The sequence below is a fragment of the Verrucomicrobiota bacterium genome, assembly GCA_016200005.1.
Lineage (GTDB): Bacteria > Verrucomicrobiota > Verrucomicrobiia > Limisphaerales > PALSA-1396 > PALSA-1396.
The window spans coordinates 20,965-45,817 of record JACQFP010000022.1; the positions used below are offsets into that span (position 1 = coordinate 20,965).

At 57.2% G+C, this 24,853-nt stretch carries 23 protein-coding genes; 9 read left to right on the top strand and 14 right to left on the bottom strand.

All coding sequences use genetic code 11. From position 1 onward, the window contains the following. Window positions 1-179: 179 nt before the first annotated feature. From HY298_07330 to HY298_07345, 4 genes are all read left to right on the top strand, one after another. Window positions 180-668, top strand: coding sequence for an adenylyltransferase/cytidyltransferase family protein (locus HY298_07330; GenBank protein MBI3850085.1), 489 nt, complete (start codon window positions 180-182; stop codon window positions 666-668). Window positions 669-1,215: 547 nt separating this feature from the next. Further along, window positions 1,216-1,545, top strand: a complete 330-nt coding sequence (locus HY298_07335; protein MBI3850086.1) for a hypothetical protein — start codon at window positions 1,216-1,218, stop codon at window positions 1,543-1,545. Window positions 1,546-1,573: 28 nt separating this feature from the next. After that, a complete protein-coding gene (locus HY298_07340; GenBank protein ID MBI3850087.1) occupies window positions 1,574-1,729 on the top strand; it encodes a hypothetical protein in 156 nt (51 codons plus the stop codon). Between the two features lie 738 nt (window positions 1,730-2,467). Next, window positions 2,468-4,006 (top strand): O-antigen ligase family protein, encoded by a 1,539-nt coding sequence (locus tag HY298_07345; GenBank protein ID MBI3850088.1) that lies wholly within the window; start codon window positions 2,468-2,470, stop codon window positions 4,004-4,006. A gap of 230 nt (window positions 4,007-4,236) precedes the next feature. Here the strand turns inward: HY298_07345 and HY298_07350 are convergent, their stop codons facing one another. From HY298_07350 to HY298_07390, 9 genes are all read right to left on the bottom strand, one after another. Beyond that, on the bottom strand, window positions 4,237-5,502 hold the full coding sequence (locus HY298_07350; protein ID MBI3850089.1) for a class I SAM-dependent methyltransferase: 1,266 nt from the start codon (window positions 5,500-5,502) through the stop codon (window positions 4,237-4,239). A 164-nt stretch (window positions 5,503-5,666) separates the two neighbouring features. After that, window positions 5,667-6,650: an NAD-dependent epimerase/dehydratase family protein gene (locus tag HY298_07355; GenBank protein ID MBI3850090.1), complete on the bottom strand. Its 984-nt coding sequence runs from the start codon at window positions 6,648-6,650 to the stop codon at window positions 5,667-5,669. 1 nt (window position 6,651) lies between these two features. Then, window positions 6,652-7,401: a class I SAM-dependent methyltransferase gene (locus HY298_07360; GenBank protein ID MBI3850091.1), complete on the bottom strand. Its 750-nt coding sequence runs from the start codon at window positions 7,399-7,401 to the stop codon at window positions 6,652-6,654. Next, window positions 7,398-8,159: a glycosyltransferase gene (locus HY298_07365; GenBank protein ID MBI3850092.1), complete on the bottom strand. Its 762-nt coding sequence runs from the start codon at window positions 8,157-8,159 to the stop codon at window positions 7,398-7,400. Before HY298_07365 ends, HY298_07360 begins: the two co-directional genes overlap by 4 nt. After that, a complete protein-coding gene (locus tag HY298_07370; protein ID MBI3850093.1) occupies window positions 8,156-9,187 on the bottom strand; it encodes a Gfo/Idh/MocA family oxidoreductase in 1,032 nt (343 codons plus the stop codon). The genes HY298_07365 and HY298_07370 overlap by 4 nt, the downstream gene beginning before the upstream one ends. Window positions 9,188-9,206: 19 nt before the next feature. Beyond that, entirely contained in the window at window positions 9,207-10,412 is a 1,206-nt protein-coding gene (locus HY298_07375) for a nucleotide sugar dehydrogenase (GenBank protein ID MBI3850094.1), read from the bottom strand. Between the two features lie 21 nt (window positions 10,413-10,433). Next, the gene (locus HY298_07380) at window positions 10,434-10,904 is read right to left on the bottom strand and encodes an NUDIX hydrolase (GenBank protein ID MBI3850095.1); all 471 of its coding nucleotides are present in this window, start codon (window positions 10,902-10,904) and stop codon (window positions 10,434-10,436) included. A gap of 159 nt (window positions 10,905-11,063) precedes the next feature. Then, a complete protein-coding gene (locus tag HY298_07385) occupies window positions 11,064-12,626 on the bottom strand; it encodes a glycosyltransferase family 39 protein (protein MBI3850096.1) in 1,563 nt (520 codons plus the stop codon). After that, window positions 12,626-13,633: an NAD-dependent epimerase gene (locus tag HY298_07390; GenBank protein ID MBI3850097.1), complete on the bottom strand. Its 1,008-nt coding sequence runs from the start codon at window positions 13,631-13,633 to the stop codon at window positions 12,626-12,628. Before HY298_07390 ends, HY298_07385 begins: the two co-directional genes overlap by 1 nt. Before the next feature lie 499 nt (window positions 13,634-14,132). On the opposite strand from HY298_07390, the gene HY298_07395 reads away from it, so the two are divergent. Further along, complete coding sequence (locus HY298_07395; protein ID MBI3850098.1) at window positions 14,133-14,789, top strand: class I SAM-dependent methyltransferase; 657 nt, start codon at window positions 14,133-14,135, stop codon at window positions 14,787-14,789. Continuing rightward, window positions 14,786-16,999 (top strand): glycosyltransferase, encoded by a 2,214-nt coding sequence (locus HY298_07400; protein ID MBI3850099.1) that lies wholly within the window; start codon window positions 14,786-14,788, stop codon window positions 16,997-16,999. The genes HY298_07395 and HY298_07400 overlap by 4 nt, the downstream gene beginning before the upstream one ends. An 11-nt stretch (window positions 17,000-17,010) precedes the next feature. Here the strand turns inward: HY298_07400 and HY298_07405 are convergent, their stop codons facing one another. Beyond that, window positions 17,011-18,027, bottom strand: a complete 1,017-nt coding sequence (locus tag HY298_07405; GenBank protein ID MBI3850100.1) for a DUF362 domain-containing protein — start codon at window positions 18,025-18,027, stop codon at window positions 17,011-17,013. Between the two features lie 224 nt (window positions 18,028-18,251). Here HY298_07405 and HY298_07410 point away from each other — a divergent pair, with 224 nt between their 5' ends. Together HY298_07410 and HY298_07415 are read left to right on the top strand one after the other, a co-directional pair. Then, window positions 18,252-18,512, top strand: a complete 261-nt coding sequence (locus tag HY298_07410) for a DUF4160 domain-containing protein (protein ID MBI3850101.1) — start codon at window positions 18,252-18,254, stop codon at window positions 18,510-18,512. A gap of 9 nt (window positions 18,513-18,521) precedes the next feature. Continuing rightward, window positions 18,522-18,821, top strand: a complete 300-nt coding sequence (locus HY298_07415) for a DUF2442 domain-containing protein (GenBank protein ID MBI3850102.1) — start codon at window positions 18,522-18,524, stop codon at window positions 18,819-18,821. Here the strand turns inward: HY298_07415 and HY298_07420 are convergent. Continuing rightward, window positions 18,740-19,543 carry a DUF362 domain-containing protein gene (locus HY298_07420; GenBank protein MBI3850103.1) on the bottom strand — a complete coding sequence of 268 codons (804 nt, stop codon included), beginning with the start codon at window positions 19,541-19,543 and terminating at the stop codon, window positions 18,740-18,742. The two genes, HY298_07415 and HY298_07420, sit on opposite strands and share 82 nt — an antisense overlap. Before the next feature lie 173 nt (window positions 19,544-19,716). On the opposite strand from HY298_07420, the gene HY298_07425 reads away from it, so the two are divergent. Then, entirely contained in the window at window positions 19,717-20,838 is a 1,122-nt protein-coding gene (locus HY298_07425; protein MBI3850104.1) for a hypothetical protein, read from the top strand. Window positions 20,839-20,905: 67 nt separating this feature from the next. Here HY298_07425 and HY298_07430 read toward each other — a convergent pair whose 3' ends face one another. From HY298_07430 to HY298_07440, 3 genes are all read right to left on the bottom strand, one after another. Then, a complete protein-coding gene (locus HY298_07430; GenBank protein ID MBI3850105.1) occupies window positions 20,906-22,327 on the bottom strand; it encodes a phenylacetate--CoA ligase family protein in 1,422 nt (473 codons plus the stop codon). After that, a complete protein-coding gene (locus tag HY298_07435) occupies window positions 22,317-23,654 on the bottom strand; it encodes a DUF362 domain-containing protein (GenBank protein ID MBI3850106.1) in 1,338 nt (445 codons plus the stop codon). Before HY298_07435 ends, HY298_07430 begins: the two co-directional genes overlap by 11 nt. Before the next feature lie 77 nt (window positions 23,655-23,731). Beyond that, window positions 23,732-24,670, bottom strand: coding sequence for a glycosyltransferase (locus HY298_07440; GenBank protein MBI3850107.1), 939 nt, complete (start codon window positions 24,668-24,670; stop codon window positions 23,732-23,734). Window positions 24,671-24,853 lie beyond the last annotated feature (183 nt).

Consider the following 24,853-nt stretch of genomic DNA (forward strand, 5'->3'; position numbering starts at 1 on the left):
TTCGGGGTGCGCGGCGACACTCCCTCTCCTTCTCGCTGAGGAGTGGGGAGTCGCTTATGCTCGAAAATCCCTCTCTCCCCGCTCGCCCTCGCGGAGAACGGAACAAACTTGGTTGACCTCACGTTCCAGTTCGATTAGGGGAATCAAGTGCGCAGCCCTTAAGATTTAATCAAAATTGGATGATGGACTTTCGATCAAAAATACTTTCGTGGGATAGTCTCCCAACCTGGCGAAGGGCCATTCGTGCGAGCGGCAAAAAACTGGTGGTCACCAACGGGTGTTTCGACATTCTTCACCTGGGGCATGTCACCTACCTTGAAACGGCGCGGAACCAGGGTGACGCGTTGCTGGTGGGTTTGAACGGCGACGCTTCAGTGCGGGAGTTGAAAGGGGTAGGGCGACCCGTGAATGGCGAACGGGATCGCGCGGGCGTTTTGGCGGCTTTGGAGAGCGTGGATGGCGTCTGCATTTTCACCGAGAAGCGAGCCACCAGATTTCTTGCTCACGCCGGCCCGGACATTTACGTGAAAGGCGGGGATTATACCGTCGAGACGTTGGATCAAGGCGAGCGGCGCGCCGTCGAGCAGGCTGGCGGTCGAATCATTATCATCCCGTTCATTCCCGGTAAATCCACAACGGAGTTGCTGGAAAGGATTTCCCGCTTGTGAAGTTGTCGTGTGAATCCCGCTTCGCTGCTGTAACTGAAAACTTCTATGATCGCAGTTCGATTGTTTTTAGTGTGGCGTTTCGTATGAATACTGAACAGCCTTCGACTTTGACGACGCCAAGTCCCAGGTACGATTACAGCACCGCAGAAAAGCTAAGGCTTTTTCTCCCGTGTCTGCGTCAAAGAGTCTGACCCCGACGCAATCTGTTCGTCGGGCCTTATGCCGGAAAATTCGGCTATGAACTTATGCAGTGGCAAGCGTTCGTGCGGGCACGCCGACCGCACTATGAACAGGTGCACGTGTTGACGTATCCGGGCCGGGACTATTTGTACGAGGGCTGCCAGGTTCATCACCACAACATCGATCTCAAGCAAGCCGGCTATTGGTACGGCCGGATTTCGCCGGCGCAAGCGCGACGGATGGCGGACGCGAAAGCTGCTGAAATCGGGCTGAAGGATTACGACGTGTTCGACACCTCCTTGCTCTGCACGCGCTATCATAAAATTCTTTTTGGCGTCAGGACTTCCGGCTGCTGGAGGAACCACCCTTGGCGCAGAAGAGGTATGACGTCATTTTTCATTTCCGGTCGGTTCGGAAAGACGGGCCAGACCCGCTCAAGAACTATCCGCCGGCGCTGGCGGATAAACTGGTGCAGCGGTGCCAGGAGCGAGGCGTGTCCGTCGCGTGCGTGGGTCACCCCGATTATTCCTACTGCCCGCCGGGCTGTCCGGATTATCGCAACGTGGACCTGCGACAAACGGTGGCCGCGATCTCGTCCGCCCGTGTGGGGGTGGGTGAAGCCAGCGGAGGAATGCATCTGATCAACGCCTGCGGCAAACCAAGCATCATCTGGGGGGAGGGGGCAGTGGCGTATTGATCCTGCTCTGGTTTGGAATCCATTCCGGGTGCCAATCTATGTAGTGACGATAGCCACCTGGCAGCCAGCTCCGGAAGAAGTATGCGATGCCATCGTCAACGCGCTGGGCGATCTTAGAGCGAGGACCGCCGATTTTACCCGGCCGGCCTATACGTTGCCGGCGCAACGGATTGCGAACTATTGATTTCCATGAGCCAGGAGGAAACTTCCCTAAGCGAAGAGCGATTCAGCCCGGACTCCGAAATAGAAAAGGGAGCGCATCCGCCACGGGTGCGGTTTTCCGCGCCCTCGCGGAAAACTTCAGGCGCATGGAAATCTTCAAAACCCTTGCGAGTCTCTGCGCTCCGAATGCGGGACGCGAGGGCGCGTCCCGCTACGCCCGGGGCGGGCGTGCTCCCCGCTACTTCGGAGTTCGGGTTCAATGAAGCAGGGGAGTGTGACCGTCCCTTCAGCTTCGCGCCAAAGGCTGCGTGCGGGACGCCTGCGCTCTAGGGCAGTGCGCAGGTGCGCTTCTCCCGGCAGGTTCCGGAGAATATGATTGCAGGATGGGCAACGTCCTGCTGTAGTCTATGCACTAGATGGCCAGTACTTTTTTTGTGTCACGAAATCACTTGTTGCCTGGAATGTGGCTGCCATGGCCGCTGATGGTGGGTCATATCCTAGCCGATCCCTGGCAAGATGTGGATTGGGTTTCCGATCCAGCAACTTTCAGGACCAATGCCGGCTTATGATACTGGGGTTGTTTAGAACGATCGCCCAAATAAAGTTTCGCATAGCCGTGCGCAGACCCCTCACCCGGCCTCCGGGCACCTTCCCCCAAAACCTGCCACCTGCCAACCCCCCCCTCACCCCTCCCAAGAGGGGAACTATCCGCCGCACGCAGATCCCCTCCTTGGAGCTGTGTCCGATCAAGTCGTAACGTATGAGCAATCCCACAGTCGTTTTTCGTTCTCTTCTTGTTTATTTGTTGTGCCTACCACTGGCGATATTTCTGGGCTATCTGCTCGCGGATCCGACGGACCTGCGAACTCTCGGCACCGTCGGGCTTGTGCTGCTGCTCCTCCTCTCGCCCTTACTGCTGCGATACCACTATCCATTGATGATTCTTTCCTGGAACGTCAGCATGGTGCTTTTCTTTCTACCGGGGCGTCCGCAACTGTGGATGGCAGGGGTCGCGTTCAGTCTGTTCATGTCCATTGCTCACCGGACGCTCAGCAGGCAGTCGCAGTTTATCAAGGTACCGCAGTTGATCTGGCCGTTGGTGGCGATTGCGGTCGTAATCTTGGTTACCGCGTGGGCGAGAGGGGGGATAGGGATGCGGATTCTGGGCGGCGAGAGCTATGGGGGCAAAAAATACCTTTTGTCGCTCGTCGCCATCATGGGCTACTTTGCGCTCACCGCTTATCGAATTCCACCCCGCCGCGCAGGGCTGTATCTGGCCTTGTTTTTTCTTGGGGGTCTTACCGGCTCCTTTACAGATTTTTTTTCCGCTACGGGTGGTTCCTGGATCCGCTACATTTACCTGCTGTTTCCGCCCACCAACTTGTATTCAGCAAACTTGGAACTTGGGATAACCCGATTCATTGGGTTTAGCGCTGCGTCTTCCGCACTCTTTTACTTTTTGATGGCCAGGTATGGCATTCGCGGCATATTTTTGTCCCGCAAGCCGCTACTTTTCATCGTGTTTGTACTCGTCTGCGTTTTGGGCCTGTTTGGAGGATTCCGATCGTTGGTCATCGTCCTCCTGTTGACGTTCTTCATCCAGTTCTTCCTGGAAGGAATGCATCGAACGAAGTTGATCCTGGTCGTGCTGCTCACTCTGGGTCTGGCTGCGGGGCTGGCGGTTCCCTTCGCCACCAGCCTGCCCCCCACCTTCCAGCGCGCGCTGGCCTTTTTGCCGATACCCATTGACCCGGACGTGCGTTTGGATGCGGAAGGTTCAAATCAGTGGCGATTGACAATCTGGAAGCGATTGTTGCCGGAGGTGCCAAAGTACCTTTTGTTGGGTAAAGGTTTTGGGATGCAGGCGTCCGAGATGCTGTTGGCAACAGACCGCATGGTGCAGGGTGGGGAAAACACAGAATGGGCGGAGTTGGCCGGAGATTATCATAATGGGCCGCTGTCGGTGATCATCCCATACGGTCTCTGGGGCGTTGGGGCACTGCTGTGGTTCCTGGCGGCAGCGTGGAGTGTGCTCTACAAGAATTATCGTTACGGTGATCCCAGTCTTCGAGTGGTCAATGCATTTATCCTGGCGAATGTTATTGCGCGCGTCTTGATGTTTCTTTTCATCGTTGGCGGGTTTGAAACGGACATGTTGGCTTTGGTAGGTTTGGTGGGTCTGAGCGTCAGCTTGAATGGCGGGGTTGCGAAGCCCGCGCCAAAGCCGGTGACCCAGACCGAGCCAACGGGTGGATTCGCCGGCATTCTGCCACGACCGCGTTCGGCCTTTGGGCGGTGATCAGAGTGCCTGATAAATCCGAATCGCGAAATCCGAATTCCGAAAGAAACCCGAATTCCGAAGGCCGAATACTCCTGCTCCAGCCGATTGGTTTTGGGGCAAAGTTTCCGTCCTGAGGCAGAAGCTCATTTCAACTTGCGGTTTTGCCCCCCTCGGGTTGCGGGAATTCAGATTTCGGTATTGGGGATATGAAGTGACACGCGAAGCACGATTTTTTCTGACGCGGCCAATCACCGCGTAACAATCCGCGGTTGCGGGAGCGGGTTGATGAATTTTCCTTTGAAGCCACGGACGTTGAGTTTGGGTATCAATTCATCCGCAATGTGCCAGGATAGTAGCATCGCGTATTCGGGTTGATCCTCGAACAACCGCGATTCGTCGAGCACCGGGATGAGGGTGCCGGGAATGTATTTGCCAATCTTGTAGGAGCCTTTTATTTCCAGCACGCAGTCGAGGATGCCGTCGTCGAGACCGACGTAGTTGATGAGCGTGCTTGCGCGCGACGGAGCGCCCAGGCCGTAAACGCGCTCGCCCTTCGCCTTGATGTCCGCAAGCAGCGCGTAGAGCGCCAGCTTGCTATTCACCACGTTTTGCTTGAAGGCCTGGAGCTTGGCGTCGGTCAATTCGCGCGATTCTTCGGCGAGGGTGGCCGCCACGGAATCGCGGACGGGATACCTGCCCTGGCGCGCGGCATAGACGCGGATGGAGCCGCCGTGCGTTGGGATGCGTTTGGTGTTGATGATCTCGAGGCCGTGCGCCCCGAGCAAATTCTTCAACGCCGTGACCGAGTAATAGCGGAGATGTTCGTGGTAAATGGTGTCGTATTGGAGCGTCTCAAGCAGCGACAGCCAGTAGTGTGATTCAGAAATGAAAATGCCGTCGTCTGCGAGCAGTTCCATGATGCAATCCACGATTTCATGCACGTCCTCGATGTGCGCAAAAACATTCGTGGCCGTGATCATGCTGGCCCGGCCCTGCTCGGTCACGGCTTTCTTTACCGCCGCGCGGTTGAAGAAGGAGATGTGGGTGTTGATGCCGCGTTCCTGTGCGAGTTTGCCAGCGTTGGTCGGCTCAATGCCATAGACGCGGGCGTGCTTTGTGAAGTTGCTTAACAGCGTGCCATCGTTCGAGCCGACGTCCACGAACAGGTCCGTCGGTTTGAGCGGATAGAGCGCCGCGACTTCCTGTGACAGCTCGGCAAAATTCTCGCGCAAGATTTTTGTGGTGCCGCTGGTGTAAGTGTAGCTCGGCGGAAACAGAATCGCCGGATCCACAACCAATCCGAGTTGCACCAGCTGGCATTTCCGGCAACGGAGCACTTGTGCGGGATAGGCGGGCTGCTCGGCGGGGCGCGTGCCGATGAGGGGCATGGTGTTCACCGGCGGCAGGTAACCGATGAAGATCACATCTTCGAGGTCTTTCGAGCCGCAACTCTGGCAGTTGTCCACGACAACGCTCCCGTTGGTGCCGGCAGCCAGTTTTGGAGGGTGATACATAAGCGGGTTCCGGTTTTAGTTTTTAGGGCTATGCACCTGATTCTCCTTGGGCGATCGGACACGCTAAAGCGTGAACTCCAACGCCGCGCGCGGGCCGTTTCCGTTGGAGTTCAACCTTTAGGTTGTCCCTTGCTGCATCAAGGGGAATCAAGTGCATAGCCCAATTAGTTTTTAGGTTGGAGATGAGCGTTGGCCACATACCAAGAGACGGTCCGGGCGAGTCCTTCGGCGAGTGAAACGCGCGGCTGGAAGCCGAGCGCCCGCAGCTTGTTGATGTTCGGGCAACGCCGCAAGGTGCTGCCGGCCTGGAGCGGCCCGGGAACAACATTGATTTCGCGATCGAAGCAGCTGGCAATTTCGCGGGCGACTGTTTCGATGGCGATTTCCTCGTCGTTGCCGATGTGATAAATGCCGAGGTGCTCGCCTTTTTCCATGATTCGCAAGAGACCCTCCACCAGATCATCGATGAAGATGAACGCGCGTGTCTCTTTGCCCGTGCCTTGCATCGGAAAAGGAATCGTTCCGGTCGGGTGTTCTTTTACGAGCGCGTCCATGCGCAGGGCGAATTGCGGAATGACGTGCTCCCAGCCCATGTTTGGGCCATAGACATTGTGGGGCCGAAAGATCAACACGCGCGGAATGTGTCGGCGACCATAGTTGATTGCCAGCAGTTCGGAAATGATCTTGCCGCCGCCGTAAGAGTAGCGCGGGTTCAGCACGTCAGGGACAGATAGCGGGGCGGACTCGTCTGTCGGAATCTTCAGCGGAGTTTGATAGACCTCCGAACTGGAAGCCAGAATCAACTCGGGAATATTATGGCGGACGCAGGCATCGATCACATTCATCATGCCTTTGACAGCGACTTCCAAAATCAACTCCGGCTTCGTGTAGAAGAACTCCGTGCCGTTGATGTAGGCAAAGTGGCAGATGGAGTCCACGCCGTTGGCCGCAACTGCGACGGTGGCGGCATCGCGGACGTCGCCCTTGATCCACTCGACTTCCGCTGTCAAATCGTTCAACCGGTCGCGAGAACCCCGAGACTCGTTGTCCAAGGCGCGGACGCGATGACCCATGCCGACGAGCGCGCGGAGGAAAGCGCTGCCGATAAACCCGGTCGCACCGGTCAGCAAATAGGTGCGATGGCTCATGTTATTGAGACGGCCCTTGCGGCTTGCTCGCGGTCGAGACAAGGAAAGTGCCAAATCGTTTTTGGAACGGACTCACCATCATCAAAATCTCGTAGCAGTTATACAATGGCAACAAGCACCGGGCGACTCTGCTCTCCACGAATCGAAAAGTGGTGCCGCTCAATCCTTGAACAGTTATCCCGGTGTAGCCGGCGGATTTCAGTTCGCTGGCGAGGTCCTCCGCGCCAAGCAGCACTTCGTTTTCAGTCTTCCCCTTCGCCGAATAGAGCGGTGACTGAGGGCTGCGGTAAAGCCACATGCTCGGGCTGCGGCGGTTTGGGTCGTAGGCAAACAGTCGCCCATTGGGTTTAAGGATTCGCAGACCCTCCCGCAACGCCCGGACCCGCTCCGATGTTTGATCGATGTGATGCAGGACACCCGAGTAAACAATGATGTCGGCGTAATTATCCTCAAACGTCGTGTTCATCAGGTCACCGACGACGTAATCCTCATTGGTGGAACTCTTCTTCGCCCAACCAATGCATCCTGGGGAGATATCCACGCCGGTCAGTCGCAATCCGAATTTGTTCAAACGCCGCGTGAACGCACCAGTTCCGCAACCCAGGTCAATACAGCGTTCACCGCGGTGTGGCGACATCGTCTCCTCGAACCTTTTCAATAGCCGGGAATACGCCAGCCCGCCAAGGACATCATAGTCGCCATATTTTGACTCGAACTCGTCGAAGAAAGTGCTTTCGATCTTCTTGTTCATGCTCGTGGGCTTGAAATCTGGGTTCGCAGGACCACCGTGCGTGCCGGTCGGCGGAGCCAGGTCGTTGCAAGCGCATAAAACAACCAGACTGAATACTGTGGAACCCAGCGAACCGTGCGAAACCGGCTCTTGCCAGATTTGCGCTCCTGCCAGTCGAACGGCACCTCGCCGATTTTCCAGCGCAGACGGTGACATTTCACCAATAGTTCGATACTGAAAGCGAAACCAACTTGTGACTCAATGGGAATTTGCTGGAGCACGCGTCGCGAGAAAAGGCGAAGCCCGTTGGTGGCGTCATGGGTTGGTACCCGAGCAATGGTGTGCATCACAAATGCGGCGCTGCGCACAAGTAGAGCTTTGAGCCAGGGACAGTCCCGCATGGAACCGCCACGCATGAAGCGGCTGGCCGCGACGATTTCGCACTGGTCATGGAATTTCGCCATCAACAGGTCAATCTTTGGAGCATTGTAGTCGTCATCGGCTGGATACACCAGCACCGCTGGAGCGGTGCTGTCGGTAAAACCAGTCAGGACGGCGCCAAGCGCGCCTCGACCGCAGTTTTTCACACAAACCAACTGGAACCCTTGGATGGGATAACCTTTGAGTGCGGTCAGCGTGTTATCATCGTCGCGGTCATAGCAGATCAAAACACGGAAGGGTGTTTTGACGCCGCGCTTCAGAGAGTCGAGCAACGGCGCGATGTTCTCGCCCTCGTTATAAACCGGAATGACGATGTCGAGTTCGGGCGACGGTGTCACGGTGCCACCTCCTGCCAAGTTTTGCTCCGGTGCGATGCACGCGCCGCGTCAATCAATTGCTGAACTCTCGTTCCTTCACGCAAACCGGGCGTGACGGACTGCCCGCTATCGATCGCATCCAGAAACCGTCTGGCAATACGGCTTACGGGAGCGATGCGTCCGTCCACGGTGGCGTCGCCCGCCAAAGTTTCCTGGACGATCAACGTGCCCGTTTGCCGGGTGCCAACGGAGAGGCTGAAGCCGCGCATATAATCGCTGCCGCGATTCTCCAACACCAGGGTGCCCTGGTCGCCATAGACCTCCAGTCTATGGCCGGGGCCGAGGAACGCATCGGCGGCGATGGAAACCGTGACGGGAAAGCCCGCGGAGAATTCGCCCCACCAGTCCACGCGGGCATCGGCCGCGGCGGAGGGTGAGAGCCGGGCGGCAAGCCGTGTCAGCGGGCCGAAGAGCCATTCGAGGTAATAAAATGTATGCGAGCTGAAATTGTTCAAGGTGCCGCCGCCGACTTCCGCGCGGATTTTCCAGGTGTCCACTTGGGCGCGATGGGCATACGTCTCAATGCGCCAGGTGAGGGCGACGTGGCGGATGCGTCCCAGCGTCCCAGCAGCGAGTGAAGCCTTTGTCTTTGGCCAGGCGTCCACTTCCGGGAATTCAAAGTCGATCGCGTGAGCCAGCTTGTTCCTGGCAGCCGCGGTCAGAATAGCGTTGGCTTGATCCAGATTCAGGGCCAGCGGCTTTTCGCAAAAGAGGTGCTTGCCTGCTTTCGCGGCCGCCCACGCCACTTCGACTTGCACGTTTGGCGGCACCGCGATCGCGACAGCGTCAATCGCCGGGTCCGCCAACAACATTCGCCAATCGCCATACGACCGGGGGACTCCCGTTGCTTGGGCGGCAGCGCGGGCCTTTTCAATGTCGCTTGCGCAGAAGGCGGTCACTTCGCAGCGCGCGTCGGCGCGAAAGGCCGGGAGCAAGACATTCTTGCCGAAGCCGATTCCGATGATGCCGATGGCCAGCGGTTTGCGCATTACAAAGTCAGGCCCGTGTTCACGGCTCGAGGAAATTCCACATGTCGAACACCGGTTTGCCGCGCAAGTCCACGTCGCGATAGGCCGAGTGGGCCGTGCACAGGATCAGGAGGTCGCTGCGCTGAATGACTTGTGCCAGGGGCAGCAGTTCATTGTCACCCTGCACGAGCGGGTCGGTGATGAGCACGGCTTTGGCATGCGGCTTGAGCAGTTTCTTGAGCTTGTAGCTGAGTGAGGCGCGGGCGTCGTCACTGTTCGCCTTGAACGCCATGCCCAGCAGTCCCACGGTCATTTCTTTGAGCCGATATTGTTGGCGCAGGCGGTTGATGATCCACCGAGGCATGCCTTCGTTGACTTGAATGGCGGAGGTGCCCACCGGGAATTGGTTGTCATCAAACGCGGCCAGTTGGAGCGTGTCCTTGTAGAGACAGGGACCGGCGGCGAAACCGGCACCGGGGAGGTCGCGCATCCGGGGATAATCTTCCATCAAGCCTGCGCGGATGCGCGCATAATTCAAGCCGGCCGCGGCGGCCATCATGTAAAACTGGTTGGCGGCGGCGAATTGAACGTAGCGGTAGGCGTTGCAGAACAGTTTGGCGAACTCGGCCTCCATGGGTTTCAGCCGGATGATTTTGTGAGCCACCTTGGAGAATAATTTGACCGCGGCGGCCTCCGCTTCCGGGGTGGTGCCGCTGACAATTTGTACGAGCGACTGGATCTCCTTGACGGCCATTCCTTGCACGACGCGCTCCGGACAGAAAGCGATGAGCGTTTTCCTGCCGCGTTTCCGAATGTAATCATGGAGAAAATCCGTGGCGCCGGGGAAAACGGTCGAGCGCAAAATGATGGTTTGATCGTGGCTCAGATGCGGCAGAAGAGCGTCAACGCAATTTGTGAGAACGCTCAGGACAGAGTTGTGAAACTCATCCACCGGCGTCCCGATGGTGAGGATGATATAAGGGACGCTCTTGATTGAGGAGGCGTCGGCGCTGAAACCCAACATGTCCGACGCAAGCACCTCCTTCAGCAGAGGTTCAGCTCCTTCATCAAGGAAGGGCATCCGCCCGGAGGCCAGGGTGTCCATGGCCGTTTTATTCAAATCTTGGATCAGCGTGCGAAAGCCGCGCTTGGCAAGCACGAGGGCGAGTGGCACGCCGACGTGGCCGGCCCCGCCCACCACACACACGTCAAAAGCGCGCGTGATTTTTCTCTTTATCTTTTTCATCGTTGCGCTTCTCCGATTGGGTCAGAACTGCAGTCGCCCCCCGCGCACCGCGGCCAGTAGCGCACCCCAGTGCAGGGCGGAACAAAATTCCTTTTCGGCCAGCAATGCCCGCACGCCGCCCTCGAAACGGATGCAGTCCACACCCGCTTCACCCCAGGGCTGCGACGCTCTGACCGGTCGCGCGTCGCCTGCAAAAAAACACCAGATCCGGTTGCCCAGCCGGCCGGTATCCGGTGACAGGTTGGCGAGAAGTTCAAACTGATCGGCGACGTGCCCGGTTTCTTCCAGCAGTTCCTTCCGCGCTGCATCCTCCGGAGTTTCTTCTGGTTCAACGTGGCCGCCGGGAATTTCCAATGTGTGACCGTCCACCGCCGGGCGCAGTTGCCGCACTAGGAGAAATCTTCCTTCCATATCCAGCGCGACCACCACCACGTAATCTTTGGTGCGGATGGAGTAGTGAGGTTCGGCGAAGCTGGGCGGTCGTTTGGCCACAAGCTCAAACCATTTACAGGCCCAAACAATTTCCATTGGGAGCGCGTCACGGATCATCACCTCGAAAAAACTAACTGGGAATCTTAGGCTGCACAATCCATTTCTTAATTGGGCTTGATCTTTCGGCGGCGCGGGCGACCCGCGCGCCGCGTCCTCGCTTCAGGATTGTTTGCGATACACCGTGAAACCGTCGCCTTCGTAAAACCGGACAAAGCCGGCGTCCTGTTCCAGCCAGTCCATGTTGTCCGGGGCCAATTGTTTCCCGCCCTGACGGATTCGTATCCGCCATTTTTCAATGACCGACATTTCGGATTCCGGAGGCGGCTGCGTCACCACCGCCCAACGCGAAGTCGCCACCGCACGTTGCCGCTGCACTTCCGAAAGCTGTTTCGTGTAAACCCAGACCCGTCGTTGCGCGTAATAGGAGAAAACGCAGGGATGCGGGTAGTCAACCGACTCAGGCCGATGATTCCACTTGAAAAGAACCAACTCATCAGGATTGGTGTGCTCCCTTGTCCAGAGGGCACTCTCGTAAACAACTCGGTCTTGTCGAAACAAGTAAAGCGTTCCAGCCGCGAGAAGCGAAAGGGTTACGGCCAGCACCGCGACCTTTGCAAATCGAGCCGGCAGATTCTCACCCCATCGGTCTCGTAACCAGGTCAAGAATCGCACCATGCCGATGCCGAACAACATGCAGCCTGGGCCAAGGGCCGGCAGGTTGTAATAACTTTGCCCGCTGGAGACCGGTCCGGCCCAAATCAGATAATAGAGTGCCAAGGCTCCCAACCAGTATAGTGCGAAGCGGGAAGTCCTGCTTCGCAGCACCTCCAACAGACCAAGCGCTGCGACCATCATCCCCGTTATTGAGAATGCCAATATGGCCAGGTATTGCGCAATCATCCGGTAGTGATTGAGGCCGAAACGCGCCCACCAAGGTCCGATTGATCCAAGCAAAAGTTTGGTGGAGGCCAGCTCGGCAAACCCGCCGTGGTTAACTTGGGCCATAAACAGACTCCACTGCCTAATTACCAACAAACTTATGATTGCTGCCATCACATAGCGGGGTCGCCAAGCGCATCTCCATCGCTCCTTCTCAAAGAGCAGCGCCAGCAAGACCAAATACCAATGCGCAATCTCCGGCGCTTTGACTAGAAGTCCAAGCAACCCTGTCGCGGCGCAAATGATCCACCTCGGCAACGAGGGGTTTTCCATGTAGCGTAGCGCCGCCAGCAGGAACCCGAAAGCCAGCGACTGAACCAACATTTCCGGCATAAAGGCTTGGCCGAAGAAAACTTCGAGCGGCGAAAGCACAAAGAGCAGGTTCGCCCAGAAACTTTGCCGGTCGTCCAGCACGCGTCGCCAAAGTCCTTGCAACAGCCAAAACGAAAATCCCCACAAGGCCACGGAAACCAGTTTGCCACTTGCGTCCAGATTGCCGGTCAGGACATGGACCGCCATGACCAGATAATTATACAGCGGGAATTCCAGGCATAAGCGCGCACCGGTATCTCCCTTCCAACTGACCTTCGCGCTCAGATGCCAGCCTGGTTCCTCAATCAAACTCTTCGTGGCGTCTGCCGTCTGGGTCTGCCGAAAAAGATGCGCGTCGATCAACGGTTGATTGACCGCGACCAGACGCAGAGCAACGCCCAACAACAACACCCACCAGAAGCTTTTCCTGGAGGCGGCTCCTTGTAATTGCGGATTGGGGGCGTTCGCCATCAAGAACCGTAGTAATCGAGATACCACTCGGTAAATTTGCGGAGACCGACCTCAATGGGCGTATTCGGTGCAAAACCAATGTCCCGCGCAAGGTCATCAATATTCGCCCACGTTGCGGGCACGTCTCCCGGTTGCATCGGCAACATGCGCTTGATCGCAGTTTTGCCGAGGCACCTTTCAAGCGTTTCAATGAGGTGAAGCAGCTCGACCGGTTGGTTGTTGCCCAGATTGTAAATCCTGTAAGGTGCCGGGCTGCTATCCGGACCGGAGCGCTCAGCCGACCAGTTGGGATCGCCTCTCGGAATGCGTTGAACAACACGAGTGATGGCTTCGGCGATGTCATCGACGTACGTGAAGTCGCGGGTCATCTTGCCTTCGTTGAAAACGTCAATCGGCTGCCCGCCGAGGATGGCCTTGGTGAAGAGAAATGTGGCCATGTCGGGCCGGCCCCACGGCCCATACACAGTGAAGAGGCGAAGGCCGGTGGTCGGGAGGCGATAGAGATGACTGTACGTGTGGGCCATCAACTCGTTCGCCTTCTTCGTTGCGGCATACAAACTCACCGGATGATCCACATTTTGAGCGACAGAAAATGGCACCTGCGTGCTGTTCCCGTAAACCGAACTCGACGAAGCATAGACCAGATGCTCGACTTCATTGTGTCGGCAGCCTTCGAGGACATTGACAAATCCCGTCAGATTGCTGTCGGTGTAAGCGTGCGGATTCGTGATCGAATAACGGACGCCGGCTTGCGCCGCGAGATGAATGACGCATTGAGGTCGGACCGTCTTGAACAGATCCGCGAGAAGATGCCGCTCGGCGATGTCCACTTTCTGAAATCGGAACGCGCGTCTTCCCTCGAGTTGCGCCAACCGCGCGCGCTTGAGACTGACATCGTAGTAATCGTTGAGATTGTCGAGGCCGATCACTTCCTCGCCACTGGCCAGCAGGCGTTTTGCAACATGGAAGCCGATAAATCCGGCGGCGCCGGTGACAAGAATTCTCATTGCCTGGCTCTCTGAGCGTGTAGGGAAAAGCCTGGTGGCTGTAGCCGCCGACGTGCGGAGGCGGACTTTCCCGTGAGCAAAACGAGACTGTTCCACCTCCTCACGTCGGCGGCTACAATTTCCGTACACGCTCGCAATCCAAGGTTGGCCATTTGATGTTTATTTATGCCACTCAGCGCCTCTTTCCGAGCGCGCCGAAATCGTCCCGCTTGCTGTTGAGCGATGTTTTCCGAACTCGCTGGCGCGGTCAAGCCCGTCCTTAATCGGGCGCGTTGGTAGGGCGCGTCACTCCGTGCGCGCCGTTCAGGTCGATTGTCCAACCCACCGGCGCGCACGGAGTGACGCGCTCTACCTTGCGGTTGAGGCGAGACCCCACGAGCATTTTCCATTGTAGTACAAAAGCACGGTTCTTTAGACTGTCGATCGTCGTGATGAATCTGAGTGGTCCTGGCCCAATGCAGAAATTGTCAAACGACCGGGCGTGTGGCCGGACGGAATTATGAATTGGCGCCATCTCCGTCATGTTCCCTGGCTTGACACCCGGGCGCGGTTTGTCGCGCGCACGCCGGGGGGAGGGGCTTTGCTGGACCTGGGTTCTTCGGATGGCGAAACGCTGCGGCACATCGCCGAACTGCGACCCGACTTGCGTTTGTTTGCCGCCGACGTGGCCGGGCGACCAGAAGCCTATGCGCCCGGCTGTGAGTTTCATCGCGGCGATTTGGAGCGGGAAAAACTGCCATGGCCGGACCGCTCCGTGGAAGCCATCACCTGCATGCATCTGGTCGAGCACTTGGAAAATGTGACCCTTTTGATGCAGGAAGCGGCGCGCTTGCTCAAGCCCGGCGGGCGATTCTATATTGAAACGCCGCATCCCAAGTCGCTCACTCTGCCGAGCCTGCGCGGGAAGGCCGATATCGCATTCACTTTGAATTTCTATGACGACCCGACGCACGTCAAACTCGTCTCAGTCGATGTCCTCGCGCAGGAGGTCCAACGAGTGGGACTGGAGGTGGTGGACACGGGAACTTCGCGGAATTGGTTGTTTGCGGTGTCGCACCTGTTCTATATTTTCCTGCCGGCCAGTCGCAGGAAATTTACGGCCCGGGTTCATTGGCTTGGCTGGTCGGCTTACTTGATTGCCCAACGCCCATCGTGAAACCGAAGCTATTAGTCGTGGAACTGTGGGGCGTCGGTGATCTGGCCATCGCCACGCCATTTCTGCGCGCCGCGTGCGAGAAATACGACGTGACGGTGCTGGCCAAACCGTACGCGCATGATTTGCAGAAACGTTTCTGGCCGGGCGTGCGAGTCATCTCCTTCGTCGCGCCGTGGACGGCGTTCAAACATAAATACCGTCTATTCGCCTGGCCCTGGCTGGAAATTCTGCGGTTGGGTCGCACGCTGGTGCGGGAGCGGTTTGATGTCGGGCTGTCCGCCCGCTGGGACCCGCGCGACCACCTGCTGCTGGTGCTGGCCCGGGTGCGGCGACGCATCGGATTCTCGCGGGCGTGGAGCCGGATTTTTTTGAATCAGCCCGCGGAGCGACCGGCTCCCAAGGCCCACCGTTACGAATACTGGCACGCCCTGGCCAACGCGTTGGATCTCGAAGTGCCCCAACGGCAGAACATTCCCATGCCGCCCGCCCGGCAGGGTTACCTCCTGGTGCACACAGGCGCCGCTCAACCCGTGCGGGTGTGGCCGTTGGAGCGATTTCGCAATCTGACGCTTCGGTTGCGCGAGCGCGGTTTTGCCGTGCAAGTGGCGTGCGATGTGAACCAACGCGAGTGGTGGCTCGCCGTGGGCGAGACAAATATTGCCACGCCCGAGACGGTCACGGAGCTGCTCAACCTGACCGATGCCGCCGGGGCGTTCATTGGGAACGATTCCGGCCCCGGCCATCTGGCCGCCTTCAACGGCGTGCCGACCTTTACGGTTTTTGGCCCGCAATTGCCCGAATGGTTTGCGCCGCTCCACCCGGCCTCCGAGTGGTGCGAGGGGCGGCCTTGTGTTCACAAGCCCTGTTCGGACTACTGCCAGTTTCCCGTGCCCCACTGCCTCTGGGATTTGAGCGAGCAATCCGTCCGGCCTCGAATCGATGAATTTGTTGCGCGGCATCGCGGTTCGTTACAACGGGAGTCGGCCCCCATCGAGCACATACGCTGGGTCGAGCCCGAAACTCCTCAGCCGGTGCCGGCGGGTGAGCCACTTCGCGTGCTGCACGTTCACAACAGCGCGGACATTTATGGCGCGAGCCGATCGCTCGTGCGGTTGATCAAGACGATTGATCGCCGCCGGTTCAAGCCGTTGGTGGTCGTGCCGGAAGAGGGTCTGTTGAAAGCGATGATTGAGGCTCAGGGTGTCGAGGTGCTGGTGCATCCCAGGTTGAGCATCGTCACGCGGCAGGTGTTTGGTTCCTGGCGGATTGTGCCCTTCCTGCTGAACTATCCTCTGTCCGTGCTGTATTTGTGGCGGTTGATCCGACGGCGTGGCATTGATCTGGTGCACACGAACACGGGCGTGGTTCTCTCGCCGGCGCTGGCGGCCCGGCTCGCGGGTGTGCCGCACATGTGGCATGTGCGCGACTGGTTCCAGGAATTTCGAAACGTCTGGCCCGCCTTCTCGTGGTATGTCCGGACCCTCTCGCAGAAAGTCATTGCCGTTTCCCATGCGGTGGCGGGTCAGTTTGAACCGCGCGACAACGTGGTGGTGATCCATAATGGATTTTCGCTGGAAGAATTCCAGGTGCCGCGAGAACGGCTGCGGGGAGAATTCCGCGCCCGCTACGGATTGGATGGAGAATTTGTGGTGGGATGTGTGGGGCGCATCAAGCTGGTGCGCAAAGGGCAGGAGGTGTTGGTGCGGGCGACGGCCCTGTTGAAAAAGCGTGGGCTGGACATCAAGGCCTTGATTGTCGGCGCGCCGTTTCCGGGCAACGAATCGCACCTGACGCAACTTCAAGAACTGGTTGGCGAACTTGGAATCGCGGATCGGGTGGTGTTCACGGGCGAACTGGCGGATGCCCGCGCGGCCTATGCCGCCATGGATGTGTACGCGATGACTTCGGCGCAACCCGAACCGTTCGGTGGCGTGGTGATGGAGGCGATGTCCATGGGACTGCCCGTCATCGCGACGAACATCGGCGGTTCGCTGGATCAGGTGGTGGGCGGCGTGACCGGGGAGTTTGTTCCGCCGGATGACGCGACCTCGCTGGCGGATGGCATTGAGCGAATGATGCGGAAGCCGGAATTGCGCCAGCAGATGGGGAGCGCCGCGAGGGAACGGATTGCCAGCCAGTTCTCGCTCCCGGAGATGGTCCACAAGATCGAGCACTTGTTCGAGGAGTCGGCAGCGGTGCGCAAAAACTAAGGCTGCAAAACCTACCGAGCGTCGGTCCTTACCTTGGTCTTCTCCTTGTCGTAATCGTAAAACGGTTCTCTGAACAGATACAGCAACCAATGCGCAAACCCTGCCAGCGGCGAACGATAACCCAGCCACGCGAGGAACGAACTGTTGAAACACACCAGGCCGGGCATGTCCGTCAATGCCCGTTGAAGATGGAATTTCTCTTTCAAGAATTTCCCCCAATCAGAACGCAGCCGGATGTCCTTGAACTCGGACCACCAGCCCCGTTCCCGGAAGTGATTGAGGTATTTGACTTCCCGTTCGTCAATCTGCATCAGCCGGCAGCACACGCGGTCGGCGGCCACGAGATCATTGGCGACAAGCAGCCAGTTCAATTCCACCGGGTCGCCCAGCATGGGGCCGCTGCGATTTAGTCCGTACTTGCCATCGACAATCGAGTGGGCGCGGGGCAGGCGGCGATTCAGTTCATACATCACCTCCGCGAAGTAAGGGTGCAGCTTGAGTCGCTCGGCGGGTTCCTGAATGCATCCCCACTGGTTCTTGATGGACATCGAGACCAGCGTGTTCATGTGGATCTTCGGCACGGGCAGCGTGATGACCGCACCGACCTCGTGGAGCAGCAATTTCGGCACGGGCACGCGCAATCGGCGGAAACCCGCCCGCACTTCCAGCCATTCCGGCTCGGTGAAACTCAGATTGACCAGCCGCGCACCGGTCTCCTGCGCCAGTTTATCAATGCCCATCCCTTTGAAAACTTCGTCAATGGAAAAGCGGTTGTAGCCGCCGCTGTCCGCTTCGCCAATGATGACGGGATAACCTTTGCCGATCAGCAGCGTGGTGACGGTCTTAAGACATTCGAAAGACGTCATCACCCCCGGGCGATAAACCGGAAACGTCAGATTTGGTTTCAGGAAAACCGGAGCACCCGTGGGCACCTGATCAAAGAAGCCCGTTTCTCGAAGCCCATCCTCAATCGTGCGCGGGTATCCGGCGCTGAGATCGTGGAGTGAAACTATGGGTGTGGCAGCCACGGGCACGTTGTACCGAGAAATTCATGAAATGTCAACGATGGGCAGCGGCTGTGCTCCCCGGAAGTCTCACGCAAAGGCGCCAAGATGCCAAGGCGCAGGGAAAACTGGAGAGTTTCTCTGCGTCTCAGCGACGCCTATCATGCCGAAGCCAGACGAAGGCGGATGACGACTTGCGGTTATTGCGCCAGACTTGCCAATCAATTGAAACCAAATAACCTGCCGCCATGCCTGAACTGAGCAGATTCTATGGCATCATCATTCGCATGTTTTACGGCGACCATGCGCCGCCACATTTTCATGCCGTCTATCATGGCGAGCAAGTTCAGATCAATATCGAAACCCTAATGGTCATGAATGGCTCAATGCGACGGCGGGCGCTGGTGCTAGTGCTGGAATGGGCCGCGTTGCACCGGGACGAACTCCGTCAGGCTTGGGAGCAGGCCAGCCATAATCAAGAGCCTTCCAAAATCCAGCCTTTGGACTAGAATAAGAGCATGGTTCGGATTGAAACAGCGCAACCGCTCACCGGCTATCGTTTGAAAGTCCGGTTCAACGATGGTCTCGAAGGGATTTATCCGGTCGAGCCGGAGCGACGCGGCGGGGTGTTCCTGAAATTGCTGGAGGCAAAAACCTTCAACGCCGTCACCATCAACCCCGACTTCGGCTGTGTGGAATGGCCCGGCGGCATTGATCTTTGCCCGGACACGATGCATCAGGCCATGACCGGTTCAGCCGCGGAAGTGGAACGACCTTCACCGATGGCTTTGCGCGAAAACTCAAAAAGGAAACCGTAAGCAAACAAGCCGCGGCGCCGTAGGTGCGGAATCTTTGTAGCCTGCAAATCCCATTTGCTGAAAGCTCCGTTCAGGAGCGGCATATTCCCGATGTCGCTCCGACGGAGCTTGTGATTTTTTGTAGCCGGATGATCTACAAATATGTCGCGCCGGCGGCGATGCGAAATGAAATGACGGGGCGCGTCAGTCCTCTGCCCGCCGGGCGGCCGCAGACCAAAGACGGGGCGCATCCCGCAAGCGCGCGCAAGCGCGGGACGCCCTGCCAACCTCCGGGCGGATTTTTTCAAGGCAACTTGTCGCGCCAAACTCTGATGGAAGCGGAACGCGGAGGGGCTGCGGCGGAAACCCGCCCGCACTTCCAGCCACTCCGGTTCGGTGAAACTCAGATTGACCAGTCGCGCGCCGGTCTCCTGCGCCAGTTTATCAATGCCCATCCCTTTGAAAACTTCGTCGATGGAAAAGCGGTTGTAACCGCCGCTGTCCGCTTCGCCGATGATGACGGGATAACCCTTGCCGATCAGCAGCGTGGTGACCGCCTTGAGACATTCGAACGAGGTCATCACGCCCGGGCGATAAACCGGAAACGTCAGATTCGGTTTCAGAAAAACGGGAGCGCCCGCGGGCAGCTGATCAAAGAAGCCCGTTTCTCGAAGACCATCTTCAATCGTTTGCGGGTAGCCGGCGTTGAGATCGTGGAGTGAAACTATTGGTGTGGCAGCCACGGGCACGTTGTACTGAGAGATTCATGAAATGTCAACGACCGGCGTCTGGCAGTGTGCTGATCGGGCGGCAGAACCGTTTTGAAGTAACACTCAAATCAACTCCGTCTGCTTCCCCGGTTTTACGGCCTGATTGTAGTTGTCAAGGAGGGACGTTTGCGGGAGTTTCGAGCAGTATGGCAAGCGAAACACCAACGACGCCAGAACCCAAGTTTGAACCTCAGAAATTGTTGAGTGAGGTGACGAAATACACAGTGCTTGCGGCGTTCGTTTTGTATTCAATTGGCTTCTTGGTTTGGCAATCGTATCTCTCGCAGTACGGGGTAACAGCAATTGGGTTTCTAAAGGCGGAATACATTTCAGCAGCCTTCTGTTACCTGTTTGTTCTGATAACACTGGGCGGTCCTACGGCAGTCTTCTGTGATCGGTGGAGAACTTGGCGTCAAGGGAAAGGGGATGACAAGACGATTGAAATTCTTGCAGGATTTTGGTTTTTGCTCGTTTTCAGACTGATATATGTATTTTTCCCGGATACATCACGGGTGAATCCGTCGTTCTCAGTTACGACCTGGGTCATTGTGCTTATGGTCGGTTTTTTAGTCTGCTATGTCGTGTGCGCTATTTGGTGGAGAAACTCAAAATTCACCACGATGCTGCGACCCTCTGATTTTAGCATCGCGGTATTCTGTTTAGTCACGGTCAGTGCTTTGCTCTACGACAAAGGTTTATACAACGCATTTGTTTTTTGGACTATGTTGCTTTACTGGGTAGTCTTCTACATGCTGAGCGGGAATCTTCGGGATGCGTGGGCAAATTCAACTTTTATGGTGCGAATCCTTTTGGTGAGTCTCATTTTACTTGTTTTGATTTCTAATGTTCAACTTTTTGGAACTTCAGTCTTTGGTCTGATTCCAAGACAGGTAGGAGGCGGGAAGCCGGAAACGGCGTTTATCAGGCTCTCGCCGGAACATTCAGATATAGCTACTCCACTCAATCTCGTGAACACGAACAATGTCGCGGTCTCAAACAATCTTTTCGGCCCGGTCTCAATCTTGTTGCGGTCTGAGAAGGAAATTATTTTTGTGAATTACGCAGAACTAAACCGGACAGAGAGCGTAACCAACGTAGTGACAAATATTCTGGTTAACGTGATTACCAATGTGACAACGAACGAGGTAGCAACTTACGAAACAAATTCCATTCACACTTTGAAGACAAACGTTGTAAAGAATCCGACCAAGGCAACCGCAAAGCAACTCCGTGCAGACTTGGTTGACGCAATCATCTTCACGCCTTGACCTTTCTTCATACCCGTCCGAATCAGTGGAGAATCTTGAACTACCCGACCCGGAGTCGCCCTGTTAACTACGGTTTGCGGTAGCTGTTGATGACCCAGCGCATCTTGCCCGATGCCGTGGTTGGGATTGCGTTCACTGGCTGCATCTCGAATTCGGCCGACCGGCCAAACACGAGTTGAAAGCTTTCCTTGAGTTTATGCAGGTTCTCATCGAGTCCTTCCGACTTAACGGCGACGTAACGAAAGATGAATCGCGCGCGCCCGGTCTGTTCAAACTGCCAGTCGCGAATCAATTGGCGATTCAAGCTGACGCCTACGAAATGCCGGACGAAGGACGAGGATTGCAGCGTGCCGTCTTCGGTCAACAGCATGTCGTCCTGGCGGCCTTGCAAACTTTCGAGTCGCGGAAAGGGCGAGCCGCAAGGGCAGGGGGTTGGTGTCGCCCACACGCCGAGGTCGCCCACTTCGTAGCGGATCATCGGGAAGCCCGGGTTGTTCAGCATCGTGACTAGAATGCGGCCCGGTTTTCCCGGCGGACATTCAACGCCGTTCTCGTCCACGATTTCAAGGAACACGTTGGGCGAGAACACGTGCAGGCCGGTGTGCTGGGAACATTCGCAAGCCATGTCGCAACATTCGCGCGAACCGAATTTGTCGAACACTTCAGCGGCGAAGGTGGTTTCCAGAATTCGCCGGAACTCGGGCGTGACGGTGCCGGCGCAAGCCATGATGGTTTTGAAACTGGGCGGAGAAATATTTTGATCGTGAATAAATGTGGCCAGGCTGACCGCTGCATCGACATAGGTCATCAAATGTTGAATCTGCGGGTGCGCATGGATCGTGTCGAGGTGCTGGCGCAATTCGACTTCGCGCGAGCGAAAAGCGTTCATCGGCACTTCGGCCAGCAAACCGCGCAATATGCATTGTTGAATGCTGGCCTGTTCGCCGAGCAAATCCTGCTCCGAACCCCAGAGGCGAAAGTACGGGGTGCCGAAGGGAAAACCGCAAAGCCGGGCGGCGTAGAGGCGCGTGGCCCGGCCCCAGTCGCGGGCATTGGCGTCGTGCGCTACGGTCGTCGGCACGCCGGTGGTGCCGCCGGTCTTGACAATGAGCCAGTCGTAATGGCGGCGCGAAACACTTTCCGGCGAAGTGATTTCACCGCGCAAGGTATCACTCACCAGCCGGCTAAAATGCTCCCGCAGTTTTGTTCGACTGAGAGTCGGGAATCGGCGCAGCCAACTCTGCACGCTCTCACCTGACCGCCGGAAGAGCGACAGATTGCGATAATATTCCGAATTCTTCGCTGCGGTGGTAAGAACCAGATCGAGTTTTTGTTCGACAGCTTGATTCAATTGATCGGGCGTCAAGCGCTCCCACGCCAGGAATTCCCGCCACGCGGACCAGACGCGCGAGCCGATCGCGGATTGGAGTCCGAAATACAGCGCCCGCCTCAACGGCGCGGGCAGACGGGCGAGCCACTCAACGTTCAATGTGATTCCTCCATCCAGGTGGTGGCACGAAGTGGAAGTTGATCGGCGAATCGAGCACACGAATATTCTTGCCGTCCAATTCCGCCTCCAAATCCGACAGATCGAATTTTCCCCAGCGTGGGCCAGCAAACTCGCGCCGGTGCGCGATGACCGGCACCTGCTCCGGCGCAAACCCCATGAAGTGACACAAAGCAGCGTCGATGGCAAAAGGGTCGTCGCCAAAGAGCAGCCAGTCGGTCTCGCGTGGCAACGGTTCGAGCGGCCCGTTGCCTTCACCGCTGATCAAACCGTCCACAATGCAGAAGTAGTTACGCTGTGGCACCGGCTGGAGCTTGCCTTCGGCGTTCATGCACTGGATCACCAGATTCAAATCGTAGATCATGCGCCAGATGGTTTCATTGCCGTGCCACGCGCCGCCGGCGATGTAGAAATTCTTCGGGACCGCTGATGGATTATCGAGACGGGTCTCGATGCCGCGCAGTTTCTTGAGCAACTCCCAACCGGGCTTGAGTAGTTTGAAGGCCAGACGGCTGCGCTTTTGCAAGGTCTCGCGCAGCGTGGTCTGGGTCCAATAAAGCCAGCGGTTCTGGTCCCCATATTCATCCCCGCCCCATTTCGGAGCGCCGCGCCGAAAGTGCGGCAGATAGGCCTTGTCGCCGTTGATGCCAACCAAATTTTTGAGCGCGCCAGTGATGCCGCTTTTGGCGTGCGCCTTCCATTTTGGCAGGTTGATGAACAGATCGGCGTTGAGCACGCTCTGGCTGACGAAGTAATTGTGCGAGCCTTGACGGTGATTACTGCTGGTGACGGCGGCACTGTAGTCGTTCACTGCGAACCGTTCCGCCTGATCGGAGATCGGCTCCAAGTGGCTGCGATTTCCCAATGCCACTACGCGATAACCCGACGGGTCGCCGTGTTCAGACTCGCTGGCAACCAGGAACGAGCCTTCGGTCTTCTGGAAAACTTCCTTCCGCAAGTCACGAAAAACCACCTTGCCATGCGATGCCTTGGCCAACCGGTTGATGACTTCGGTCAAGCCTGATTGCGCGCACATCCTTGGCCACTTGGCGTACTGGAGCGGGCAATCGCCAACCAAAATGGATTCTGCCTGGGGAAAAAGGTTCAGGCAGGCTTCGGCGGTGGCTTCGATGACTCGCGCATCGGTTACGAGCGCACGGATCGGGAAGGCGGCATCGGTTTCGTGCAAAACCCAGTTCGGCTTGAGGACGATCCGTCGGGGCGCGAGGTGGTCACAGGCTCGACGAAGTTCATCGAACACCAGTTGCTTCAAGCGCGCGGAAGCGGCGGTATGGATTCGCGTATTCACTCAACGGTGAAAATAGGCAAACGCAGGAAAAGCAGAAAGCAGAAATTAAGAAAGCTGAGATTTCCGATTTCTGTTTTTTACTTTCTGCTTTCTGCTTTAGCTAGCGGCCGGATCCAACGAAAGGTGGGATTCAACACCTGAAAATTTTTTCGGGCGGCGGGACTGTCCATCGTGTAGATGGCGTAATCATGAGGTTTGCAGGCGTAGTGACCCGCCCGCCAGCGGCGAAAGCGATGATAAGCCAGGATCAGTGGAGCCGAGAGTTGTGCCCAATAGGGGGCCGCGCCGATGAATTCCCTTTTTTCCCGGGCGGCGTTTGCGCCGAGATTCATGTTCTGGCCTGTCTCAGTAAACGCGGTCAGGAATTCTGGCAGAACAGCGGTGCGGAGTCCGGACTTGACCAGTCGCAGCGTCCATTCGCCATCGCCGATGTCGCGTAGGTCAGGGTTAAAAAAAAGTTTGTGGTCCTCGATGACCCGGCGCCGCAGGAAGGTGGCGGCCGTGAGGAAACTGAGGTTGCCCGAAACCCAGGTGTGCAAAAGCTGCGGTGTGAGCGCGCGGCGTTCGCACAGGTAACGGCCATCGGCGTGCACGACAATGCAATCCCCGAACACGACATCCACGTCGCGATGCCGATTGAAAAAATCGCTGACTTTTTTCAACGCCCCCGGAAGGTATTGTTCGTCACAGTTTATGTAGGCCAACACATGGTCGGAGGCCGGAGGTCGGAGGTCAGAGGTCGGAAGTGTGAGGTCTGACTTCTGGCTGCTGACTTCTGGCTTCTGGTTCAGAGCGCGGCGAAAGCCGCGATTGACGGCGTCATACATGCCTTTGTCCTTTTCGACATGGGCTCTGACACGTGGATCAGCGACCAGCCAATCCAGCGTGCCGTCATCCGAACCGGCATCCTGGACAATGTGTTCGTGCTCGACTTCGATCTGGTCAGCGACGGAAGCCACACACAACTTCAACCAGTTCGAGTTTCGGTAGCTAGGAGTGATGATGGAAAACCTCATGCGAGTTGATGGTTGTTAGTTGAGAGTTGATAGTTTGGACTCTCAACTATCAACTATGAACTATCAACCAAGAACTCACCTTGAAAAACCGTTCCGTTTCACAATACAATCTCGCCCCGTGGAGTAAGCGAGCCACTTTGGGCTGGCGGTCATGCTCCAGCTACTCCACGGGGCAAGGGCGTT

Excerpts from the sequence above, each read along its gene's own strand:
- HY298_07330 (MBI3850085.1), top strand. The coding sequence starts at position 180 with ATGATGGACTTTCGATCAAAAATACTTTCGTGGGATAGTCTCCCAACC.
- HY298_07345 (MBI3850088.1), top strand. The coding sequence starts at position 2,468 with ATGAGCAATCCCACAGTCGTTTTTCGTTCTCTTCTTGTTTATTTGTTG.
- HY298_07350 (MBI3850089.1), bottom strand. The coding sequence starts at position 5,502 with ATGTATCACCCTCCAAAACTGGCTGCCGGCACCAACGGGAGCGTTGTC.
- HY298_07355 (MBI3850090.1), bottom strand. The coding sequence starts at position 6,650 with ATGAGCCATCGCACCTATTTGCTGACCGGTGCGACCGGGTTTATCGGC.
- HY298_07360 (MBI3850091.1), bottom strand. The coding sequence starts at position 7,401 with ATGAACAAGAAGATCGAAAGCACTTTCTTCGACGAGTTCGAGTCAAAA.
- HY298_07370 (MBI3850093.1), bottom strand. The coding sequence starts at position 9,187 with ATGCGCAAACCGCTGGCCATCGGCATCATCGGAATCGGCTTCGGCAAG.
- HY298_07375 (MBI3850094.1), bottom strand. The coding sequence starts at position 10,412 with ATGAAAAAGATAAAGAGAAAAATCACGCGCGCTTTTGACGTGTGTGTG.
- HY298_07385 (MBI3850096.1), bottom strand. The coding sequence starts at position 12,626 with ATGGCGAACGCCCCCAATCCGCAATTACAAGGAGCCGCCTCCAGGAAA.
- HY298_07390 (MBI3850097.1), bottom strand. The coding sequence starts at position 13,633 with ATGAGAATTCTTGTCACCGGCGCCGCCGGATTTATCGGCTTCCATGTT.
- HY298_07395 (MBI3850098.1), top strand. The coding sequence starts at position 14,133 with ATGAATTGGCGCCATCTCCGTCATGTTCCCTGGCTTGACACCCGGGCG.
- HY298_07410 (MBI3850101.1), top strand. The coding sequence starts at position 18,252 with ATGCCTGAACTGAGCAGATTCTATGGCATCATCATTCGCATGTTTTAC.
- HY298_07415 (MBI3850102.1), top strand. The coding sequence starts at position 18,522 with ATGGTTCGGATTGAAACAGCGCAACCGCTCACCGGCTATCGTTTGAAA.
- HY298_07425 (MBI3850104.1), top strand. The coding sequence starts at position 19,717 with ATGGCAAGCGAAACACCAACGACGCCAGAACCCAAGTTTGAACCTCAG.
- HY298_07440 (MBI3850107.1), bottom strand. The coding sequence starts at position 24,670 with ATGAGGTTTTCCATCATCACTCCTAGCTACCGAAACTCGAACTGGTTG.